The organism is Thiohalophilus sp., assembly GCF_031581315.1.
In the GTDB taxonomy this organism is placed as follows: Bacteria; Pseudomonadota; Gammaproteobacteria; order UBA6429; family Thiohalophilaceae; genus Thiohalophilus.
Window position 1 is genome coordinate 18,191 of sequence record NZ_JAVLAZ010000022.1, and the last position, 17,336, is coordinate 35,526.

Consider the following 17,336-nt stretch of genomic DNA (forward strand, 5'->3'; position numbering starts at 1 on the left):
CCCCAGGTATCGCTGGTGATACTGGCGTACCATCCGCGGGTATAGCGGGCTTCTTTTCGCCGGAATTCGGCATCCGCATCGGCGGGGCTGACACCGCCGGAGCCGTCCACCTTGTAGATACCCTGATCCCCGGAGTAGCGGTAGACTGCCGCGACCGAGATGCCATAGTCAGGACCCACCAGGCTGTAACAGGTATTCACATAGGAGGGTTCGGGCATGGTGGTGTTGTGCAGCGCGGAGACGATAGCAGCGGCACAGACCTTGCCCTGGCTGTTGGCGGCAAAACCGGATTTGGGCATGGCCCCGGCCAGTGAGGCATCACCGATCACATGGATATCCGGATGCAGGGTGGATTCGAAGGTCCGCTGATCCACCGGGCACCAGCCGGTGTTGTCGACCAGCCCGGCATCATGGGCAATCTTGCCGGCCTTCTGGGGTGGAATGAAGTTCACCACATTGGCGGAAAACGATTCGCCCAGTTCGTTATAGACGCCCCTGCCGGCGACATCGACCCGGCTGACGCGGCCGCCGGCATCACCGCTGACCCATTCGATCATGTCACCGTAAAGTTGGTCCCAGCCCTGCATGAATAACGGCTGCTTGGAAAACTTGGTTTTGGCATCCAGGATCAGCACCTTGGATTTGGGTTTGTTCTTTTTCAGATAGTTGGCGATCATACTCGCCCGTTCATACGGCCCCGGCGGGCAACGAAACGGATTGGCCGGCGGCGCAATGATGACTGTGCCACCATCGGGCATGGCGGTCAGTTGTTTGCGCAAAACGGTGGTTTGTGGTCCGCCGTTCCAGGCATGCGGCAGATTCTCGACATCGGCCTCGCTCATACCTTCCACATCTTCCCAGCGAAAGTCGATGCCAGGGGAAACCACCAGTCGGTCATACTCCAGCTTCGAGCCGTTATTCAGGGTTACTTTTTTACCGGCAGGATCGATTTCGCTCGCCATAGCATGGATGACTTTGATGCCACGTTGTTCATGCGCCTGATAGCTGTGACTGATACTGTCTATCTCACGCATGCCACCGAGAACGAGATTACTGAAGGGGCAGGTGATAAATTTTTGCTTTGGCTCGACAAGGGTGATATCCAGATCGGGGTCGAAGCGCTGCAGGTATTTGGCGCAGGTAGCGCCGCCGAAGCCACCGCCAATAATGACAACCCGGCCGGAGGCCGTGGGTTGTTTGGAACAGGCGGTCAGGCCAAATGAGGATGCCAGCACACCGGCACCGCCGAGAAGCTGGATAAAATGTCTACGATTAACACGATTCATAACGGCAACTCCTTGAATTTATTTCAGACCGGCAAAATATTCGGCAATCTGCGCGATTTCCTCGTCAGTGTAGCCAGTGGCATGGCGACCCATCACCGTCGAGTCTCGCTCGCCGGAACGAAAGCCTTTTAATGCGCGTTCGATAAAATCCGCCGATTTGCCGTGCAGGGTTGGGATGGCGCCGGGGCTATTACCGTCAGTGCCGTGACAGGCGGCACAGGAGTTGCTCAACATCGTCCCCTGGCTGATCTCAGCGCCGGGGGCGGTAGTTGAAACAAAAAGTGAGGCGATCCCTAATAATAGAGTCGCAGGCAAGGGCAAGTGGGGCATGTGTTACCTCCTTCTATACAGTCAACAAGACAGGGCAAGAAATCAAAGGATCAGATGTTTATAATCTAGACCATAAACCCGGTGATGGAAAGGTTATTGCGGGAAGGGTGAAGTAATGAGGGTGACGGGAGGTTTAGCATAAGGTAATGTTATTAAAAGCTGTATTGCGATATGGACAAAGGAGTTAGCGAATGAAAAAGATAATTCTCTTGCTGTTAACTGTCGGCCTGATGGCCACCGGTGCTGTGCAGGGGGGGCCGCTTCCCGATATCAAACTTGAACAGACCGTGGTGAAAATGCCTCTGCAAGAGGGGATCAGTATGAATGATGCGGTCGATTCAATGAAATTGCGTGCCAATATGCACAACATGAACCTGGTCGCTGAACTGCCACTGTCCAAACAGGTGGAAGCCATGGGCAAAGAGGCCCGACGAATGGAAATTTATCAGTTCTGTGATCCGCTGACAGCGCAGCGCATGGTGGAATCAAATATCAATTTCGCTGCTTATTTACCCTGCCGGATTGCCCTGGTTGAAGATGAAAAAGGTCAGGGCTGGCTGGTGATGATGAATCTCGACATGATGCTCAATGGTGCCACCCTGACCGACGAGCTCAAAGCCGAGGCCACCCGCGTACGCGACGCGCTGATGGATATCATGCAGGCTGGTGCCGAGGGTGCCCTTTAACAGAACAACACGGTTACAGGTAGTATGAGTTTTGCACAACGTGGTTTGTGGCACCGGGATCGCCGTGGCCGGGGAAAGTGGCTGTTCTTCGCACTGCTGGTTTTTGTCCTGGCAACGCCAGTGGTGTGGCTGGGCTGGCCGGTACGCGGTGATCCCAGCGAGCGTTTTTTTGATCGTCGTGGCGAGATCGAACAGGTAGAGGTCACCCGCCAGTGGCAAACGGGAGAGTCGCGCTATGAGCATCTGACGTTGATATCCGGCAGCGGCCTGCAGGTCAAGATGACGGTACGTCGACCAATGACTGAGAATGATTCACGACCTCTGATGTTATTGCTGGGCGGGGCTGGCACCGGTCGCAAGGCGGCGGAGCTGGTCCAGAATACCGGCGATATGGTCGTCGCTGCCATCGACTATCCCTACCAGGGGCCGGAGAAACCCGAACTCTGGGAAGGTTTGTGGCATTTCGATCAGATACAGCGAGCCATACTGGATACCACCCCGGCGCTGTTGCTGGCACTCGACTATCTGGCCCGTCAGGCGTATGTCGATTCCGAACGGATGGAACTGGTGGGAGTCAGTCTCGGGGCCTTCTTTGCAGGAACAGCAGGTGCACTGGAAGAGCGTTTCAGCCGTGTCTGGCTGGTGCAGGGGGCGGCCGATCCGCGCGCGGTGTATGAATACCGTTTGCGCGAGCGGATTGCCTTTGAACCGATCCGCGTGCTGGTGGCCCGGATACTCGGTTTTGTGACTGCCAGTGAGGACCTGAAGCCGGAGCGCTGGGTGGGGAAAATCTCGCCCCGGCCGGTTGTGGTCATCAATTCCCGTGGCGATAGTGCCTATCCTGCGACCAGCGTGGTGGCACTGCACGCCTCGTTACGTGAACCGTATGAACTCGAGTGGTTGTCGGGGGGACATGTCACGCCGGGCCGGACCCGGGTATTGAAACAACTGAATGAACGGGTGGTCCAACGGATTGCCACCGAAGAAAAACGGGGCGATATACCCTCACCCTGAAAAGGTGGATGAGGTAAACATCCGTGCATGATTTGATCGGGGTTGATATACCCGCGTAGATTCAAGGAGCTATTATGTTATTTCGCCAGGTCATTGAACCGGATTCTTCCACCTACACCTATCTGTTGCATTGTCCCGATAGCGGCAAAACCGCGCTCATCGATCCGGTACTGGATACGGTGGAGCGGGATCTGAAAATGCTCAACGAGCTGGGACTGGAACTCGACTTTACGCTCGACACGCATGTGCATGCCGACCATCTGACCGGTGCCAAACGCCTCAAGGAGTTAACCGGCAGCCAGATTGTGGGGCCAGCGATCGACCAGTTGCCGTGTACCGATATCGGTGTACGCGAAGGCGAGCCGTTTCGTCTCGGCAATATCGAAATCCATCCCCTTTATACGCCGGGGCATACCGATCACCATCATGCCTATCTGATCGATAACGGTACGCAAAAGATGCTGTTCAGCGGCGATGCCCTGTTGATCGAGGCATGCGGGCGCACTGATTTTCAGTCAGGGGATGCGGCGACGCTGTATCGCAGTATTCATGATAAATTCTTCACCCTGCCGGATGAAACGCTGGTTTATCCCAGCCACGATTACGAAGGTCGTTTTGTGACCACCATCGCCCAGGAGAAAATCCGCAATCCCCGGCTGGGCAACAACAAGAGCCTGGATGAATTTGTCGAGATCATGGACAACATGGATCTGCCCTATCCACGCAAGATTGACTTTGCCGTCCCGGGTAATGAACAGTGCGGTGCCTGCCCGGAAAATGTGCCGGATAAATACCGGACACCCTGCGATCGTCACGACCAGGGTTGAAGTGTTCCTCTTCTGGCGGGATATTTGTCCCGCCTGCCCGTATTAAAGGGCCGACTGACGCAGCAGACGGTTAAATTATTCCTGCTATAGCGCAGAACCTTGCCGGAGTTGATCTGGATCAACACCGGCCTATTTTCCCTAAAGCAATCTTGGCGACGGTTCGATACAGGACGTATCGTGGCGCAGCAATGTCGTGTCGTTGTCACAAAGAAGTTTTTAACGAGGGAAAATGATGTACAGGAAACTGACGGAGGGATTTGGCCTGTTGATCGTACTGGGGATGCTGGCATCACCGTCGATCGCGATGGAGGATGAAGTCAAGGGGCTGATGCTGATCATCGAGCAGCGACTGGACGATCCGGGAGCCAGGCAACAGGCGATGCAGGCCGGGCGCAATCGGGCGCTGTTATGCAGTTACTGTCACGGGAATGACGGTAACAGCGTCAAACCGGATGTGCCGAATCTGGCCAGTCAGAACCCGGTCTATCTGCTGGATCAGATCGGCAAGTTTGCCCGGGGTGAGCGAAAAAACTTTGTCATGAATTCACTGGCGAAGGATTTTTCTCTGGATGACAAGGTGAATCTGGCCATTTACTACGCGAGTCAGGCGGTAAAGGCGCGGCCGCAGGCTGAAGGGCTGGCCGCGCGCGGGCAACGTCTTTACACGCAACGTTGTATCAGCTGTCATGGTGAACAAGGTCACGGCACAGCCGAATATGCCCGGCTGGCGAGCCAGCGACCGGAATATCTGCGCCTGACACTCGAGCGATTTCGTTCCTATGGACGGGGCGAACAGCATGCCGGGGAGGGTGTCCGGCGCAGCCCGATCATGGAACCCATTGCCAGTCATCTGAGTGATGAGGATATCGAGGTACTGGCCGCCTATCTGGCCGGACTGGAATAGAACGGGAGCCGAACCGGCTCAGATCAGGGCAGCTGGAAACCGCCGCCGGGGCCGCCCATACCACCCCCCGGACCCGTCGGCCCACCGGCACCGCCCAGACCGCCACCGGCCTCGGGTACCACGATCTGCGAGGCCGTTTCGCGACGCAGCTCCTTGAGCTCTTCCAGGGTGCGTTCCACCGCCTGTTTGGCCGCCTCGCCATAGCCGTCGAAGGCCTGTTGCAGGGAGTCGGCCTCGATTTCGAAATTCAGTGGCAGGGCCCCCATTGGTGTCATCATCTGTGACTGGCCGAGATAGCGTACGGACCGGGAGGTGTCGTCGCTGCCGTCGGTCGTCACCGGCGTCAGGCGCCGCAGCGTACCAACCTGTTGGTCGGTGAAGACCTCTTCACGATACAGGTCGTCGGTGTTCATGCGCAGGTTCTCAATGTCGATCTCTTGTTCGCTCATAGCCTTGCCCTGATATTAAATGATGGGTAATTAAATTATGGAACACTGAATTGATGCGTCCGTATTCGATAACAAGTTTAACAAAGGATTGCCACGCGAGGACAGCCGGGCCTCAGGCCCGGCTGGCGCGCAGACCGAGGTTGAGCAGTTTCTGGATCAATTGTGTGTAGTTGTAACCGGCTTTTTGCGCGGCATAGGCCACATCGTCGTCGCGGCTAATAGCGGCGTTGGCATTGGCTTCCAGCACATAGATTGTTCCATCGCCTGCCAGACGCAGATCCAGCCGGGCATAGCCTGACATCTCCAGCACCCGGTAGACCCGTTTGGCGATGCGCACGATCTTCTCCTCTATGCCCAGGGGGAGATTACGGGCAAACTGGTAATCAATGCCCCATTTTTCGCGGTAGTCGTCGTTCCATTTGACGTGGTAGGTGGCGATGCGGTGCATCCCTTCATCGAGCTTGTCGAACACCAGCTCGCGAATGGGAAACACCTCCAGTCGCTGGTTGCCCATCACCGTGACATATAACTCGCGCCCCTCGATATACTGTTCGGCGATTGCATCCTCGCCGGTCATTTTGTGCACCTGCTGGACCCGATCGATCAACTCCCCGGGGGTTTCCACGTAGGACGACTGGGCAATACCGACCGAACCCTGTTCGATTTTGGATTTGACGATCATCGGATAGGGCAGATTGACGGCGCGTTTGAGCGTCACCTTGCGTGACAGGGGAAAAACCCGAAAGCGCGGTACGCGGATACGGTGATAGGCCATCAGTTTTTTCGACAGTGCCTTGTCGCGTGATAACAGCAGACCACGGGCATTGCAGCCTGTGCAGGGAATACCAAGCATATCGAGATAACTGACGATGTAAAAATCGAGCGCGCCGAAGCCGGCAAAATCTTCCAGCATGTTGAAGGCAATATGGGGCTTCCACTCATCAATCGCCTGGCGAATGGGAGCGATATCGTCGTGTACCGGAACGATGAGCACGTCATGCCCGAGTTTCTGCAGAGCGAGTTTGACATCCATTTCAGTGCGGTACTTGTCATGGCGGGGATCGTTTATATCGGTTAGATCCCCGTCGATCAGATCCTGGGGCGGCACCATTTCGGGATGTAGCAGCATCATGACCTTGAGTTTTTTCATAAGGCGATATGAAAACCTCCGCTGTGCAGTTTGCTCATCACCAGCATGGTCAGGCAGGCGGCCAGTTCAGGGCGAGTTGATTCATCGCTGCCAATAACGCGCAGTTGCAACTCGTCGCAGCGCTTGATCATGTCGTTGATAACTTCGTTAATTCGATAGCGGTATTCATGCGTCCAGCGCTCGACGATGCTGATCAGCTCACGACGATGGCGACGGATATAGCGCGAGGCTTTCTCGTTGCGCCGATATTCGGGTTCGGCAGAAAAAAGTTGCGTCAGATCCGTGTCAGAAAATTCGGGGCTGTCCAGCCCGTAGCGGTAGATCTTGTCGTCATAGTATTCGCGCAGGGTGGTGCGGATTTTCTCCACCGGCGTATCTGTCTGGCGGTTGCGCAGTCGCGGCGGTTTGTCATGGATCTCGTTCATCAGCGCATCGACATAATGGAGTTTTTTCAGTGCCGGCCAGTTACGATAACGCCGTTGCCAGTCCGAGCGGGGATTGAGCCAGACCGCAAAAGTTTCGGCCCAGTCTTCGTGCGGATGGCTCTGGGCATACCAGTTGGGCAGGTTGAGTACATAGCGTTTACTGTAGGGTTTGGGCAGATAGGTGTCGGGGTAGGGAATGGACGGCCGGCCGAAGGTTTGTTTCCAGTCGCGGCGTTGATCCAGTCGATAGGCGTTGAGCAGGGCGTGGCCGGTTTCATGGCGCATCAGTTTCATGCACCAGGCACGATCACCGCCTTCCACTTCGAGCATGAATTCACGTTCCAGCCGTCGCAGGCGCGCATGAGCCAGAAAAAACGGTATGGCAAAACCGGGCACGCCGTCAGGACTGAACCACTCATCGGATAGCCAGACATGTGGGCGAAAGCGCAACTGTTTTTGTTCCAGCTCGCGATAGAGCTGCTTGAGCGGCGCGTCCAGCGGACTGCCTTCGAGGCGCAGCCCCAGATCACAAATGCGCAGCTCCAGCAGCCGCTCCCTGGAGAGCCGTGCCCAGTTACGCGGCGCTTTGTTGGATTTCTTCGGCATTGTTCGAATAGTAAACCACTCAATCGTACAGACTCAAAATCATGTTATTTAGTCCGCCAATGAACGCGAATGAACACAAATGAACAATACACTTATTTGCGTTTATTCGCGTGCATTAGCGGACGGGCTCTGTATCCGAGGTCGCTCATTACTCCCGCGTCAATAAGCGGGCATTTCAGTCAAAAGTTGTTCGATCAGCTTCGCCTTTTCGTTCTGGTTGTTGTACACCGCGTACGCGCTGCGTTCGATGACCGGGGCATCCTCGATACGATGCAGACGTCCTTCATCCAGATAAGGTTGTACCATCTGCTCGGCCAGATAAGCGCTACCGCCGCAGTTAAGAATAAAGTCCAGGGCGATGCGGCCCTGACCGATGCGCAGGGATGGCATGGGTTGTTCGGGAAACTCCTGCGCGTGGCGGGTCAAAAACGAGGTGCCCCAGTCGACCAGGATGTAATCCTGCAACAGGGTGTCGGCTGCGCTGCCCGGCCGCGAGGCGATCAGTACGAGTTTTATGGTTGCAAGCTCACGCACGACAAGATGATCGTTTTGCGGGGCATCGAAAACCACCGCGATATCCAGGGTGTTACTCAGGGTGCGGCGGATCAGCACTTCATTGCCGTGAGTTTCGCCCTGCAGGGCAAGTTCACTGTGCTGTTGATGCAGTTGCTGAATCCATTGCTGTAACAGGATGTCCCATAAACTGACAATGCCGCCGATGCTCAATGGCAGTTTCCCGGCCTGGCTCATGCCGACCTCCTGCCGCGCCCGGTTCCAGGCCGTGGTGATCATCTCGGCATAGCCAAGCATTTTTTCCCCGGCCGGGGTCAGCTGAATGTTGTTGCGCTCGCGAATAAACAGCGGCGTGCCCAACTGTTGTTCCAGCTGGCGAATCCGGGCACTGACCGTGGACTGGGTGATGCACAGGTTTCTGGCCGCCTGGCCGAAATGGCGCGTGCGGCTGACCTCCAGGAAGGTGGTGAAGTCGTGAATATCCATAGACTCGGTACCGGGCGGCTATCCCGCAGTGACCCCGGACGGGGCATCATGGCGCCAATCTCAATTCAAAATGACGATGGTGTCAATGAAATTATTTTGCTTTACGACGCCCTTCGCGGGCATTAAATAGCGCAGGTAAATCGGGATGAAGCCGGCTTTGATGATCGGTATCCCGTTGGAGGTTAATCGCTATGTATGTTGTACAGGGTGAAGGCATGCTGGATAAAGACGAAGCGTTGCTGGATGACGAGCTGAATGCCAGCGATGTTTTTGATAACGAAAGTTCCCGCGAGCGTTACAGTCACACCGCGCGTAAAAAACTCGAAGAACATATGGAAATGATGCGCCTGCGCCGGTTGCTGGACGACTATTACTACGAGGGGGAATGATCCTTCGCCCGTGGCGACACGGGCACTGCCGCCAGCCCCAGACGTTCGAAAAACCGTTGCCGGGCCTGCTCGAAGGCCCGGACAAAATGCGCGTCGTTCCCGAGCTGCTGATGCAGCGTCTGCTCCAGCTCGGCAAAGGCGTCCCGCAGCTGTTCCGCCTCAATGTCGCTATCGCCCAGCGGTTGCGCCTCCACCGGTGCGTCGGCGCTGACAACGTTCGCCGAGCGCGGTATCAAACGTTGCTCGCCGGTGTCTACCTGATGGGCGATAAGCGGTGTGGACTTGATATAGCTTTCGCCCTGGTATTCGAACTGTTGCCCCACCGCTAGCAGACTGAACTTCATGGGCTTTTACTCTCCCTCTGGCAAATTGAGATTGGCGAATCCGTTTTGACCCACCTTGCGTCCGGCCAGTTCACAGGCCGCGTTTAACGCACTGTCGAGCGGGCGACCTTCGAGTAGTGCCAGAATCACGCCGGCATTGAAGGTGTCGCCGGCTCCCAGGGTGTCAATCACCCGGGCCGGGGCCGAAGCCGGAGCGTGATAACGCTGACCCGTCGCATCACAGGCGAAAGCGCCCTCATCGCCCCAGGCGCCGATCAGGATCGCGTTCACATCGCGCCGACGCAGATCGTCGAACAGCCCATCGGCGCAAGTATAGTCACAGGCTTTGGCGAATGCGCGCGAAAACAACAGAATATCCGCATAAGGGTATAACCGTTCGATGCCGGGGCGGGGTTTTTCGATTTCGATCGATACCGGTTGATCGATCCGATGCTCCTTGAGCTGCACCAGGATGTTTTCCAGAGTCTCGATATTGCGTCCCTCAAAATGAAACCAGTCATAACGTTCAACCTCCTGCAAGGGAAAATCCCCGGGGCGCAACTCGGGCAGATCCCGGTAGTGGACAATCGTGCGTGAGCCGTTGCGCTGATTGAGGGTGATACAGGAGGTGGGGGTTCGTCCCTGCGGGAGAGTGACCATGTGTCGGGTATTGACGCCATATTGTTGCAGATCCTGGCAGATCGTCTGCCCGGCGGCATCCTCCCCCAGTGTCGTCAGTAACTCGATCTGATGATCGAACTGGCTCATGACACAGGCAGTATTGGCGGCGTTGCCACCGCGGCGGACGAACTGGGCCGTGGCACGCATCTCCTCGTCCTCGGCCGGATAGTGGTCGACCTGGTTGATGATGTCGAGCGTGGCAATGCCTGTGCAGAGTATGCGGCTCATGATCCCTGTTCGGTGACAAAACGGGCGCGCAGCTTACCCCAAAACGTCGCCAGGCAAAACGGGCATGGCAGCACGGGTGATCGGGGCGGTCATGCCGGCTTACTGCTCGGGGTTATAGGTCACTCGTCCCGTGTCGATAATGTCCTGGCGGGCTTCGTTCATGGCATCGGGTAGTTCCAGGGCCTGGAACAGGGTCTGGCGGGCGGACAGTAATTGATCCATGGCCGCCTGCTGGAATGTGTCACTCATCTGCATCTTGCGCGCCTTGACCACCGCCTCGGAGGCGCGCATCAGGTTAAAGGCGGCCTGTGCCAGTACCCCCTGTGCCCCGGCCTGGGCGGCGCCGGCCAGCAGATTGATCATCTGCATGATCTCTTCTTCCTGATTCATCAGGGCTCCTCTTGCCATTGTTGCCAGGCCCGGCGTACCGCCTGGCGTACTTGCCGCCGGGCGGCTTTTTGTCCATCCAGCTTAAACGTGCGACAGAGTGTCGGCCAGTCGCATTTGTCGACGACCTTGTGCATCAGCAGCTGTTGATCGACCGCTTCCAGTCGCTCGAATATGTCCGGGTTTTCCCGCATCCGGGCGATCAGTTTTTCGATCGGCCAGGCGCAAACTTCGTAACCCCGCTCGCCGTTAACGAAGGAGTCGATATCCTCCTGATCCGCACTGTTCAACTCCCGCTCTACCGGACTGGTAACGGGCAGGTCCAGTTGCCTCACCAGTGCCGGATCGAGATCCCGCAACGCGCCTTCGTGCAGGGCGGGCCAGTGCTGTTCCAGCCGCTGGCGGGCGCGTTCGAAGACTGATTGGCCGGCTTTGTTCAGTGGTTTTAAAACCAGTAACGACGGCTGGCCGCTGGTGTGTTCGCGGGTCAGGCCGATGCGCACCGGCTGTAATCCGGCGCGCTGCCAGAACGCCAGCAATTCGGCCCCGGCGCTGAAGCTGGCGCCGATGGCATCCAGGCTGGCCTCGCGTTCGAGGGCCTGGATCAGATTATCGAGCAGCACGCTGCCCAGTCCCCGGCGCTGCAACAGCGGGTGCACGCCGATGCGCAGGATACGGCCGTACTGATAGCGGGCGGCATCGGGCACGCCGGCATGAAACGCCAGACTCTGGGCCAGCAGGTGACCGCGTGGTCGCCGCCGGCCCCGGTAGATGGCCTCGGCAGTGGCGGCATCGAAACCGCCTTCGTGACCCACGACGGCCACCGCCAGCGGCTGTCCTGCCTGTTCCAGCGCAAACAGGCGCAGGTCGGGGGCGTCCAGCAGGCGGTAAAGATCCTCGGGGCGGGTGCGGTAATGGGCCAGCACCAGCAGGCCGAACAGCTGGCGCAGATAAGCGGGCGAGTCGATCAGCCCATCGCGATCCAGTTCGACAAACCGGCAGTCGGCCGGGGTGACAGCCGGGCCGGGTTCGGCGGGCTCAGCATTCATCAACAACGCGTCGAAGACAAATTGCTCCAGCGGATCGCCTGCCTCCCAGCGAATCGGTTGCGCCAGTTGCAGCGATCGCCAGCCGGGGGCGAGACGATCCAGCACCCGGGCAAAGCGCAGGGTAAAGCCGCGCCCGGTGCCCTCGTAACCGTGTACGGTACTGGCAAAGGCGATGCGGGGATAGGCGCGCAGCAGGTTCTCCAGCATCGCCACCGGCAGGGCGGCCGCCTCGTCGATCAACAGCAGATCCAGCGAGGGCTGTTGCGCCAGCAGCGCATCGGCGGCCAGAAACTGCAGGAATCCGCCGTGATACGCGAGCTGATTGCGCGCCGCCGTGGCCCCGGGTAGCAGGGCGCGGGCGCGCTCGAACAGGGCCGTGCAGGCTGCCGGTCGGGGGGCGCAGACCCCGATGCGGTAACCCGGCCGCTGTTGCAGCAGCCGGGCGGCAGCGATGCCCAGCGCCGCCGATTTGCCCCGGCCCCGGTCGGCGGTGATCACCAGCGGGCGAGGGGAGGGCTGGTTGGCCAGCTCGAGCAGCGCCGCCACGGTCTCCTGTTGATCGCGACTGCGACAGGGGGAGACCGCCTGGCGGGGCGCGCTGGTCGGGTAGGGGTGTGCGCTCGGGCGCAGTCGATCCGGTTCCTGAATTAACAGCGGGGCGGGATCCTGCTGGATATGACGGATCAGGTGACGAATAAAACGCGAGTCGTCACCGGCGTAGGGGTTGGCTGCCGTTTGCCCGGGCCAGTCTGCCAGCGGCGGCACCCGCACCAGCATCAGGCCGCCGCCCACCAGCGTCCCGCTGATGGCGGCGAAGGCGTCGGGCGAAAAGCCCTCATGGGCGTCCACGATCACCAGCTGGCGTTCCTGGCCCAGCAGCTGTCCGGCGCGCTGTGGGGGCAACTGATCCGGCTGGTCGGGGTTTTCGCCGAGCCACAGGCGCTGTCCGGCGGGGACTGGCGACCAGAGGTGCTCGGCCAGGGACCGGCTCCAGGCGGGGTTGCCAGCGGCGATGACCAGCGCTCGCTGATTGGCGGCCCGGGCCTGGTGCTGCAGAGCCGCGACGGCGGCAAGCAATATCTCGGTGGTGGCGTCGGCGGTCAGAGGCATGGCCTTGTCGAAATCAGAGAATGGCGTCGATCCTACACGACTCTGGGAACGCCTGCGGCCCGGGGCTGGAGCAGGTCACATTCCTGCCAATCGGGGTTGAAATATAAGAAAACACTAATATACTGTCCTCACACGAGACAAACCGGAGAGACGCATGCACTGGAATATCAAGGAAATCGATGCCCCTGAACTGGCCCAATGGTACGAGAATAAGGCCGAAGGGTTTCGCATCATCGATGTGCGCGAAATGAACGAAATCAGCGGCGGGACTGTTCCGGGCGCCGATCCGATGCCCATGGCGACCGTCCCGGTGCGGCTCAACGAGCTGGAAAAAGACAGGGAGCTGGTGGTGGTCTGCCGCAGCGGCGCCCGCTCGGCCCAGGTCTGCATGTACCTGCAGCAGCAAGGCTTCGACCGCGTTTATAACCTGCGCGGCGGCATGATTGCCTGGGCCTCCAGCGGTCAGCAGGTCGCCCTGCCGCGCGCCGTCTGACCTGTTCGACCCGTCCGCCATGCCTGGCGGGCGTGGAACATCTTTCTCCCTGTTGCCCGCCTCGCGGGAAAATTACTCAAGGAATATCAGGGGGCTGCCGTTATTATCTCAACGCAGACAATAACGGTTACGATAATAACTGTGATATTAACCCCGCTTCGAAACCGGTTCCCGAAACTCCATAAGATACTGGCCATGCAGGGCTGGCTGGTGCCCGTGTTGCTGATTGCCGTACTGGTGATCGTCAGCCGCTACAATTTTTTGCTCTTTCATACCCTGGCAGAGCTGTTTGCCGTCATGGTGGCCATCGTGCTGGCGATGGTCGCCTGGTACACCTATGGATTCTCGCGCAATCATTTTCTGATGTACCTGGGTATCGGCTACCTCTGGATCGGGGTGCTGGATCTGATGCATACCCTGAGTTACACGGGAATGGGGGTGCTGGCGCTGGAAGGCGGCAATGCCAGCATCCAGTTCTGGATTGTGACCCGCTATCTGGAGGCGATCCTGCTACTGACCGCGCCGCTGTTTTTCAGTTACCGGATATCGAAGCGGGCACTGCAGCTGGTGTTTGGTGGTGGCTCGGTCATCGTGATGTATCTGGTATTGCAGGAACACCTGCCGGCCATGTTTATAGAAGGGGTCGGGCTGACCCCGACCAAAATTGTCAGTGAGTATCTGATTGTCGGGTTACTGCTTGCCGCGATCATCGTGATAACGCATTACCGCCGACTGCTGAACAGGCATATCTATCGTCTCATGGTCGCCTCCATTGTTTGCACCGTGGCAGCCGAGCTGAGTTTTACACTCTATATGGATCTTTTCAGTTTGCCGATTCTTGTCGGGCATATTTTCAAGTTTCTTTCCTACTGGCTTATTTTTCTGGCAGTGGTTCGAACCAGCCTGAGCGAGCCTTATCAGATACTGACCCGCGCATCGAGTACCTACGATGCGGTTCCCGATCCTGCCATCGTGGTCGATAGCAATGCACGTATCATCCAGGTAAATAAAGCTGCGGAAAAAGCGGCCGGTCTACCACGACAGGAGATGCTGGAACAGGACTGCCATGAATTTTTCCATCCGCGCAGAATGCAAAAAGATGAGTGTGTCGTCTGCCATAACATTGATACTGGCACACCCCTGGAAAACTTCGAGATTTATTATCCGGAAAGCGGTGAGTATCGGGAAGTGACCCTGACACCTTTTGACGATCAGTCAGAAACCAGGGCGATGGTGCATGTCATGCACAACATTACCCGAAAAAAACAGGCCGAAGCCGAACTGGTACATAGTGCCTATTACGACCCGCTGACAGATTTCCCCAATCGAATGCTGGCCATTGATCGGCTGGAGCAGGCGATCAACCATTCCCGACGGTTTAATATGCACACTGCTGTGTTGTTTGTGGACCTGGATAACTTCAAGGACATCAATGACACCCTGGGGCATAAATTTGGTGACCGGGTTTTGATTCGCATGGCGCACAATCTAGAAAGTTGTGTACGGAAAAGTGACACCGTAGCCCGCTGGGGTGGCGATGAATTTTTGATCATTATCCCGGGGCTGGTGCAGCTGACAGACGTGGAACGAACTGTTAGCAAGATATTCAGCCGTCTGGCGAAACCCGTTTACGTCGAAGAACGTGAGTTTCTCATAACCGCCAGCATCGGCATCGCCGGTTACCCGGACGATGGGATGAATGTGGATACCATGTTAAGCAATGCCGATGCGGCGATGTACCTGGCCAAGCAGACCGGCAAGAATACCTACCGGTTCTATACCGAAGGGATGAATGAACGGGCTGCCGAGCGCCTGGCCATGGAGTACCGCTTGCGGCGGGCATTGTCCAATGACGAGTTATATATGGTTTACCAGCCGAAAGTGGATATCCAGAACGGCTATATTAACGGTGCCGAGGCCCTGATGCGCTGGGAGAGTCCCGAGATGGGGGCCGTCTCACCCGCCCAGTTTATCCCGCTGGCAGAAGAGAGTGGTCAGATTGTGGAGATAGGTGACTGGGCGATCCATCAGGTATGTCGTGATTTACGCACTATGTCCGACCACGGATTTGACGATGCCAGAGTGGCAATTAATATTTCCTCACGCCAAATTCGCAATCAGGACTTTGCCCGGCACCTGGGAAATATATTGCGTGAACATGCGGTTGAGCCGGACCGGTTGAAGATCGAAATTACCGAGTCTCTGTTACTGGAAGAGGACAGTCATACGGTCGAGGTGCTGGGAGAGTTGCGGGAGATGGGGATATCCCTCTCTCTGGACGATTTTGGGACCGGTTACTCCTCGTTGAGCTATCTGAAACGTTTCCCGTTTACCGAGATCAAGATCGATCGCAGTTTTATTCGGGATGTTGAGTCAGATCATGGTGACAAACAGTTATGCCAGGCGATCATCGCCATGGCAGAGAGTCTGAAGCTGAAAGTTGTGGGCGAGGGAGTCGAGCGACCGGGGCAGCTCGAGTTTCTGCGCACCTACGGGGCGCACAGTGTACAGGGCTTTTTATTCAGCAAGCCGATACGTATTGAGGCGTTTATTACCCTGATAGAAAGGGGGCCATTCTCGCTGTCGGCATAAGGGCTGTCATGTTATCGCGTCACTCTCTATAATAGTTGCCTGAATTATATGGCAACTTTCACCGATTCTGGCGGTTTTAAATGAGTGATTCGGACTATACCTTCGAACAGGCCCGCAAGGAAAATGACGAGCGACTGCTCGGGCAGCTGGACACCTTGCGCAATGGCGCAGACATGCAGGTGCTGGAGCCTTTTGCGCGCGCCTACCTTGGCATGTTTTACGAGATAGAGGATGCCATAGCTCCGGCAGACAAGGTCGCCATGCTCGCCAATCAGGAAGTCAGCGAGGCGGTATTATCAGGCTTTGTTGCCGTGCTTGAACGCGACGACATCCCGACCCCCTATGAAATCGGCGATCAGCTGAGTAAACAGGAAAGCTCGCCTGCCGGTTATGTGGTATTGGCCGGCCTCGACATGCTGGTGCAGACCGAGCCTGAAAAGGTGGAACAACTCCCGCAATCGGTTTTGCAGTCGGCGATCTGCTTTCACTTTGCCAATCAAACCGATCATCAGGATGAATGGTTCGATAGCCTGTTGACCGATACATCTATTTCGGCGCCCGCGCTTAACGGTTTCTGGCAGGGGCTGATCAACAATGATGCCCAGATGTTGCCCGGACTGCGAGTCATTATTGCCGATGAAAAATATGCCGATCTGAACCGGGAAGTATTGTTACCGGTATTAATTCACTGGAAGAACTGCAAGCTGAAGACCTTCAAGGAACTGGTGTTTGCGGCCCTGCGGTATGTAGATCATGATGAGCTTTTGCTGGCGTCCCGTGATTTGCTTAACGATGAAAATGGTCTCAAGGATGAAACACGGCGACTCTACTGGCTGGCGATTGCGTTTTTACTTTCCCCCGAGGAGTTCGCACAGCATATGGCCAATTTTATTGGCCGGGAAAAACAGAAAGTTTTACCCCTGCTCGATTTTATGATGCAGGTCGGTGCGACGGATGCGAATACCGGTATTGAATTTACCCCGATGATGGATGCCCAGTTGTTGCGCATCATCGCGCCCATCTTTCCTCCACAGGAACATTCCTACGGTCACCTGGGCGGCATCGATGTCAATTCGCGCAATGTCATGCAGCTGTTTCACAAACTGGCAACCACGCAACATCCCGAGGCGCTGGAGGCGCTCAAGTGGCTGTCCAATGTCCGTGTCATGAAAATTTACAAGCCGGTGATCAAGCACGCCGAAAGACTGCAGAAAAAAATCCAGACAGAAAATGTTACCCCGCCGGATTTTACAACTTACCTGAACGAGCTGGAGGAAAACGACGAACTCGTCCAGCGGCGTAACCGCTTCGATCTTAAATAGCTGTTTTTGATTTCACTGGAAAATAACGCAGAGGGTCGCTCCCGGCATCCTGCCTCCCGCGACACTTGTACATCCCTGTACATCGC

18 protein-coding genes are annotated in these 17,336 nt (G+C 56.9%); 8 read left to right on the forward strand and 10 right to left on the reverse strand.

The window, feature by feature from the left end:
- A partial coding sequence (locus RI563_RS04895; RefSeq protein ID WP_310693233.1) for an NAD(P)/FAD-dependent oxidoreductase occupies positions 1-1,286 on the reverse strand: 1,286 nt, incomplete at its 3' end.
- An 18-nt stretch (positions 1,287-1,304) separates the two neighbouring features.
- Positions 1,305-1,520, reverse strand: coding sequence for a c-type cytochrome (locus tag RI563_RS04900; protein ID WP_310693234.1), 216 nt, complete (start codon positions 1,518-1,520; stop codon positions 1,305-1,307).
- Between the two features lie 287 nt (positions 1,521-1,807).
- On the opposite strand from RI563_RS04900, the gene RI563_RS04905 reads away from it, so the two are divergent.
- The 4 genes from RI563_RS04905 (at position 1,808) to RI563_RS04920 (ending at position 5,047) form a co-directional block, all read left to right on the forward strand.
- Entirely contained in the window at positions 1,808-2,302 is a 495-nt protein-coding gene (locus RI563_RS04905; protein ID WP_310693235.1) for a DUF302 domain-containing protein, read from the forward strand.
- A 24-nt stretch (positions 2,303-2,326) separates the two neighbouring features.
- Complete coding sequence (locus tag RI563_RS04910; protein ID WP_310693236.1) at positions 2,327-3,316, forward strand: hypothetical protein; 990 nt, start codon at positions 2,327-2,329, stop codon at positions 3,314-3,316.
- 74 nt (positions 3,317-3,390) lie between these two features.
- Complete coding sequence (locus RI563_RS04915) at positions 3,391-4,143, forward strand: MBL fold metallo-hydrolase (protein ID WP_310693237.1); 753 nt, start codon at positions 3,391-3,393, stop codon at positions 4,141-4,143.
- Positions 4,144-4,372: 229 nt separating this feature from the next.
- Entirely contained in the window at positions 4,373-5,047 is a 675-nt protein-coding gene (locus RI563_RS04920; RefSeq protein ID WP_310693238.1) for a c-type cytochrome, read from the forward strand.
- Between the two features lie 23 nt (positions 5,048-5,070).
- On the opposite strand, the gene RI563_RS04925 is transcribed toward RI563_RS04920, so the two are convergent.
- The 4 genes from RI563_RS04925 to RI563_RS04940 all read right to left on the reverse strand — a co-directional run bounded on the left by RI563_RS04925 (position 5,071) and on the right by RI563_RS04940 (position 8,676).
- Positions 5,071-5,496, reverse strand: a complete 426-nt coding sequence (locus RI563_RS04925) for a hypothetical protein (RefSeq protein WP_310693239.1) — start codon at positions 5,494-5,496, stop codon at positions 5,071-5,073.
- Between the two features lie 112 nt (positions 5,497-5,608).
- On the reverse strand, positions 5,609-6,646 hold the full coding sequence (locus RI563_RS04930) for an ATP-grasp domain-containing protein (protein ID WP_310693240.1): 1,038 nt from the start codon (positions 6,644-6,646) through the stop codon (positions 5,609-5,611).
- Positions 6,643-7,677, reverse strand: a complete 1,035-nt coding sequence (locus tag RI563_RS04935) for a putative zinc-binding metallopeptidase (protein ID WP_310693241.1) — start codon at positions 7,675-7,677, stop codon at positions 6,643-6,645. The genes RI563_RS04930 and RI563_RS04935 overlap by 4 nt, the downstream gene beginning before the upstream one ends.
- 159 nt (positions 7,678-7,836) lie before the next feature.
- Complete coding sequence (locus RI563_RS04940; protein ID WP_310693242.1) at positions 7,837-8,676, reverse strand: LysR family transcriptional regulator; 840 nt, start codon at positions 8,674-8,676, stop codon at positions 7,837-7,839.
- Positions 8,677-8,867: 191 nt separating this feature from the next.
- Between RI563_RS04940 and RI563_RS04945 the strand changes: the two genes are divergently transcribed.
- Entirely contained in the window at positions 8,868-9,065 is a 198-nt protein-coding gene (locus RI563_RS04945) for a PA3496 family putative envelope integrity protein (protein WP_310693243.1), read from the forward strand.
- Here the strand turns inward: RI563_RS04945 and RI563_RS04950 are convergent.
- The 4 genes from RI563_RS04950 to RI563_RS04965 form a co-directional block, all read right to left on the reverse strand.
- On the reverse strand, positions 9,050-9,409 hold the full coding sequence (locus RI563_RS04950) for a hypothetical protein (protein WP_310693244.1): 360 nt from the start codon (positions 9,407-9,409) through the stop codon (positions 9,050-9,052). The two genes, RI563_RS04945 and RI563_RS04950, sit on opposite strands and share 16 nt — an antisense overlap.
- 6 nt (positions 9,410-9,415) lie before the next feature.
- Positions 9,416-10,297 carry a PfkB family carbohydrate kinase gene (locus tag RI563_RS04955; RefSeq protein ID WP_310693245.1) on the reverse strand — a complete coding sequence of 294 codons (882 nt, stop codon included), beginning with the start codon at positions 10,295-10,297 and terminating at the stop codon, positions 9,416-9,418.
- A 99-nt stretch (positions 10,298-10,396) separates the two neighbouring features.
- Positions 10,397-10,687 (reverse strand): hypothetical protein, encoded by a 291-nt coding sequence (locus tag RI563_RS04960; protein ID WP_310693246.1) that lies wholly within the window; start codon positions 10,685-10,687, stop codon positions 10,397-10,399.
- Positions 10,687-12,843: a tRNA(Met) cytidine acetyltransferase TmcA gene (locus tag RI563_RS04965; protein ID WP_310693247.1), complete on the reverse strand. Its 2,157-nt coding sequence runs from the start codon at positions 12,841-12,843 to the stop codon at positions 10,687-10,689. Before RI563_RS04965 ends, RI563_RS04960 begins: the two co-directional genes overlap by 1 nt.
- Before the next feature lie 154 nt (positions 12,844-12,997).
- Between RI563_RS04965 and RI563_RS04970 the strand changes: the two genes are divergently transcribed.
- The 3 genes from RI563_RS04970 (at position 12,998) to RI563_RS04980 (ending at position 17,250) form a co-directional block, all read left to right on the forward strand.
- On the forward strand, positions 12,998-13,336 hold the full coding sequence (locus tag RI563_RS04970; RefSeq protein WP_310693248.1) for a rhodanese-like domain-containing protein: 339 nt from the start codon (positions 12,998-13,000) through the stop codon (positions 13,334-13,336).
- Between the two features lie 195 nt (positions 13,337-13,531).
- A complete protein-coding gene (locus tag RI563_RS04975; protein WP_310693249.1) occupies positions 13,532-15,928 on the forward strand; it encodes a putative bifunctional diguanylate cyclase/phosphodiesterase in 2,397 nt (798 codons plus the stop codon).
- A gap of 80 nt (positions 15,929-16,008) precedes the next feature.
- Positions 16,009-17,250 carry a hypothetical protein gene (locus RI563_RS04980; RefSeq protein WP_310693250.1) on the forward strand — a complete coding sequence of 414 codons (1,242 nt, stop codon included), beginning with the start codon at positions 16,009-16,011 and terminating at the stop codon, positions 17,248-17,250.
- Positions 17,251-17,336 lie beyond the last annotated feature (86 nt).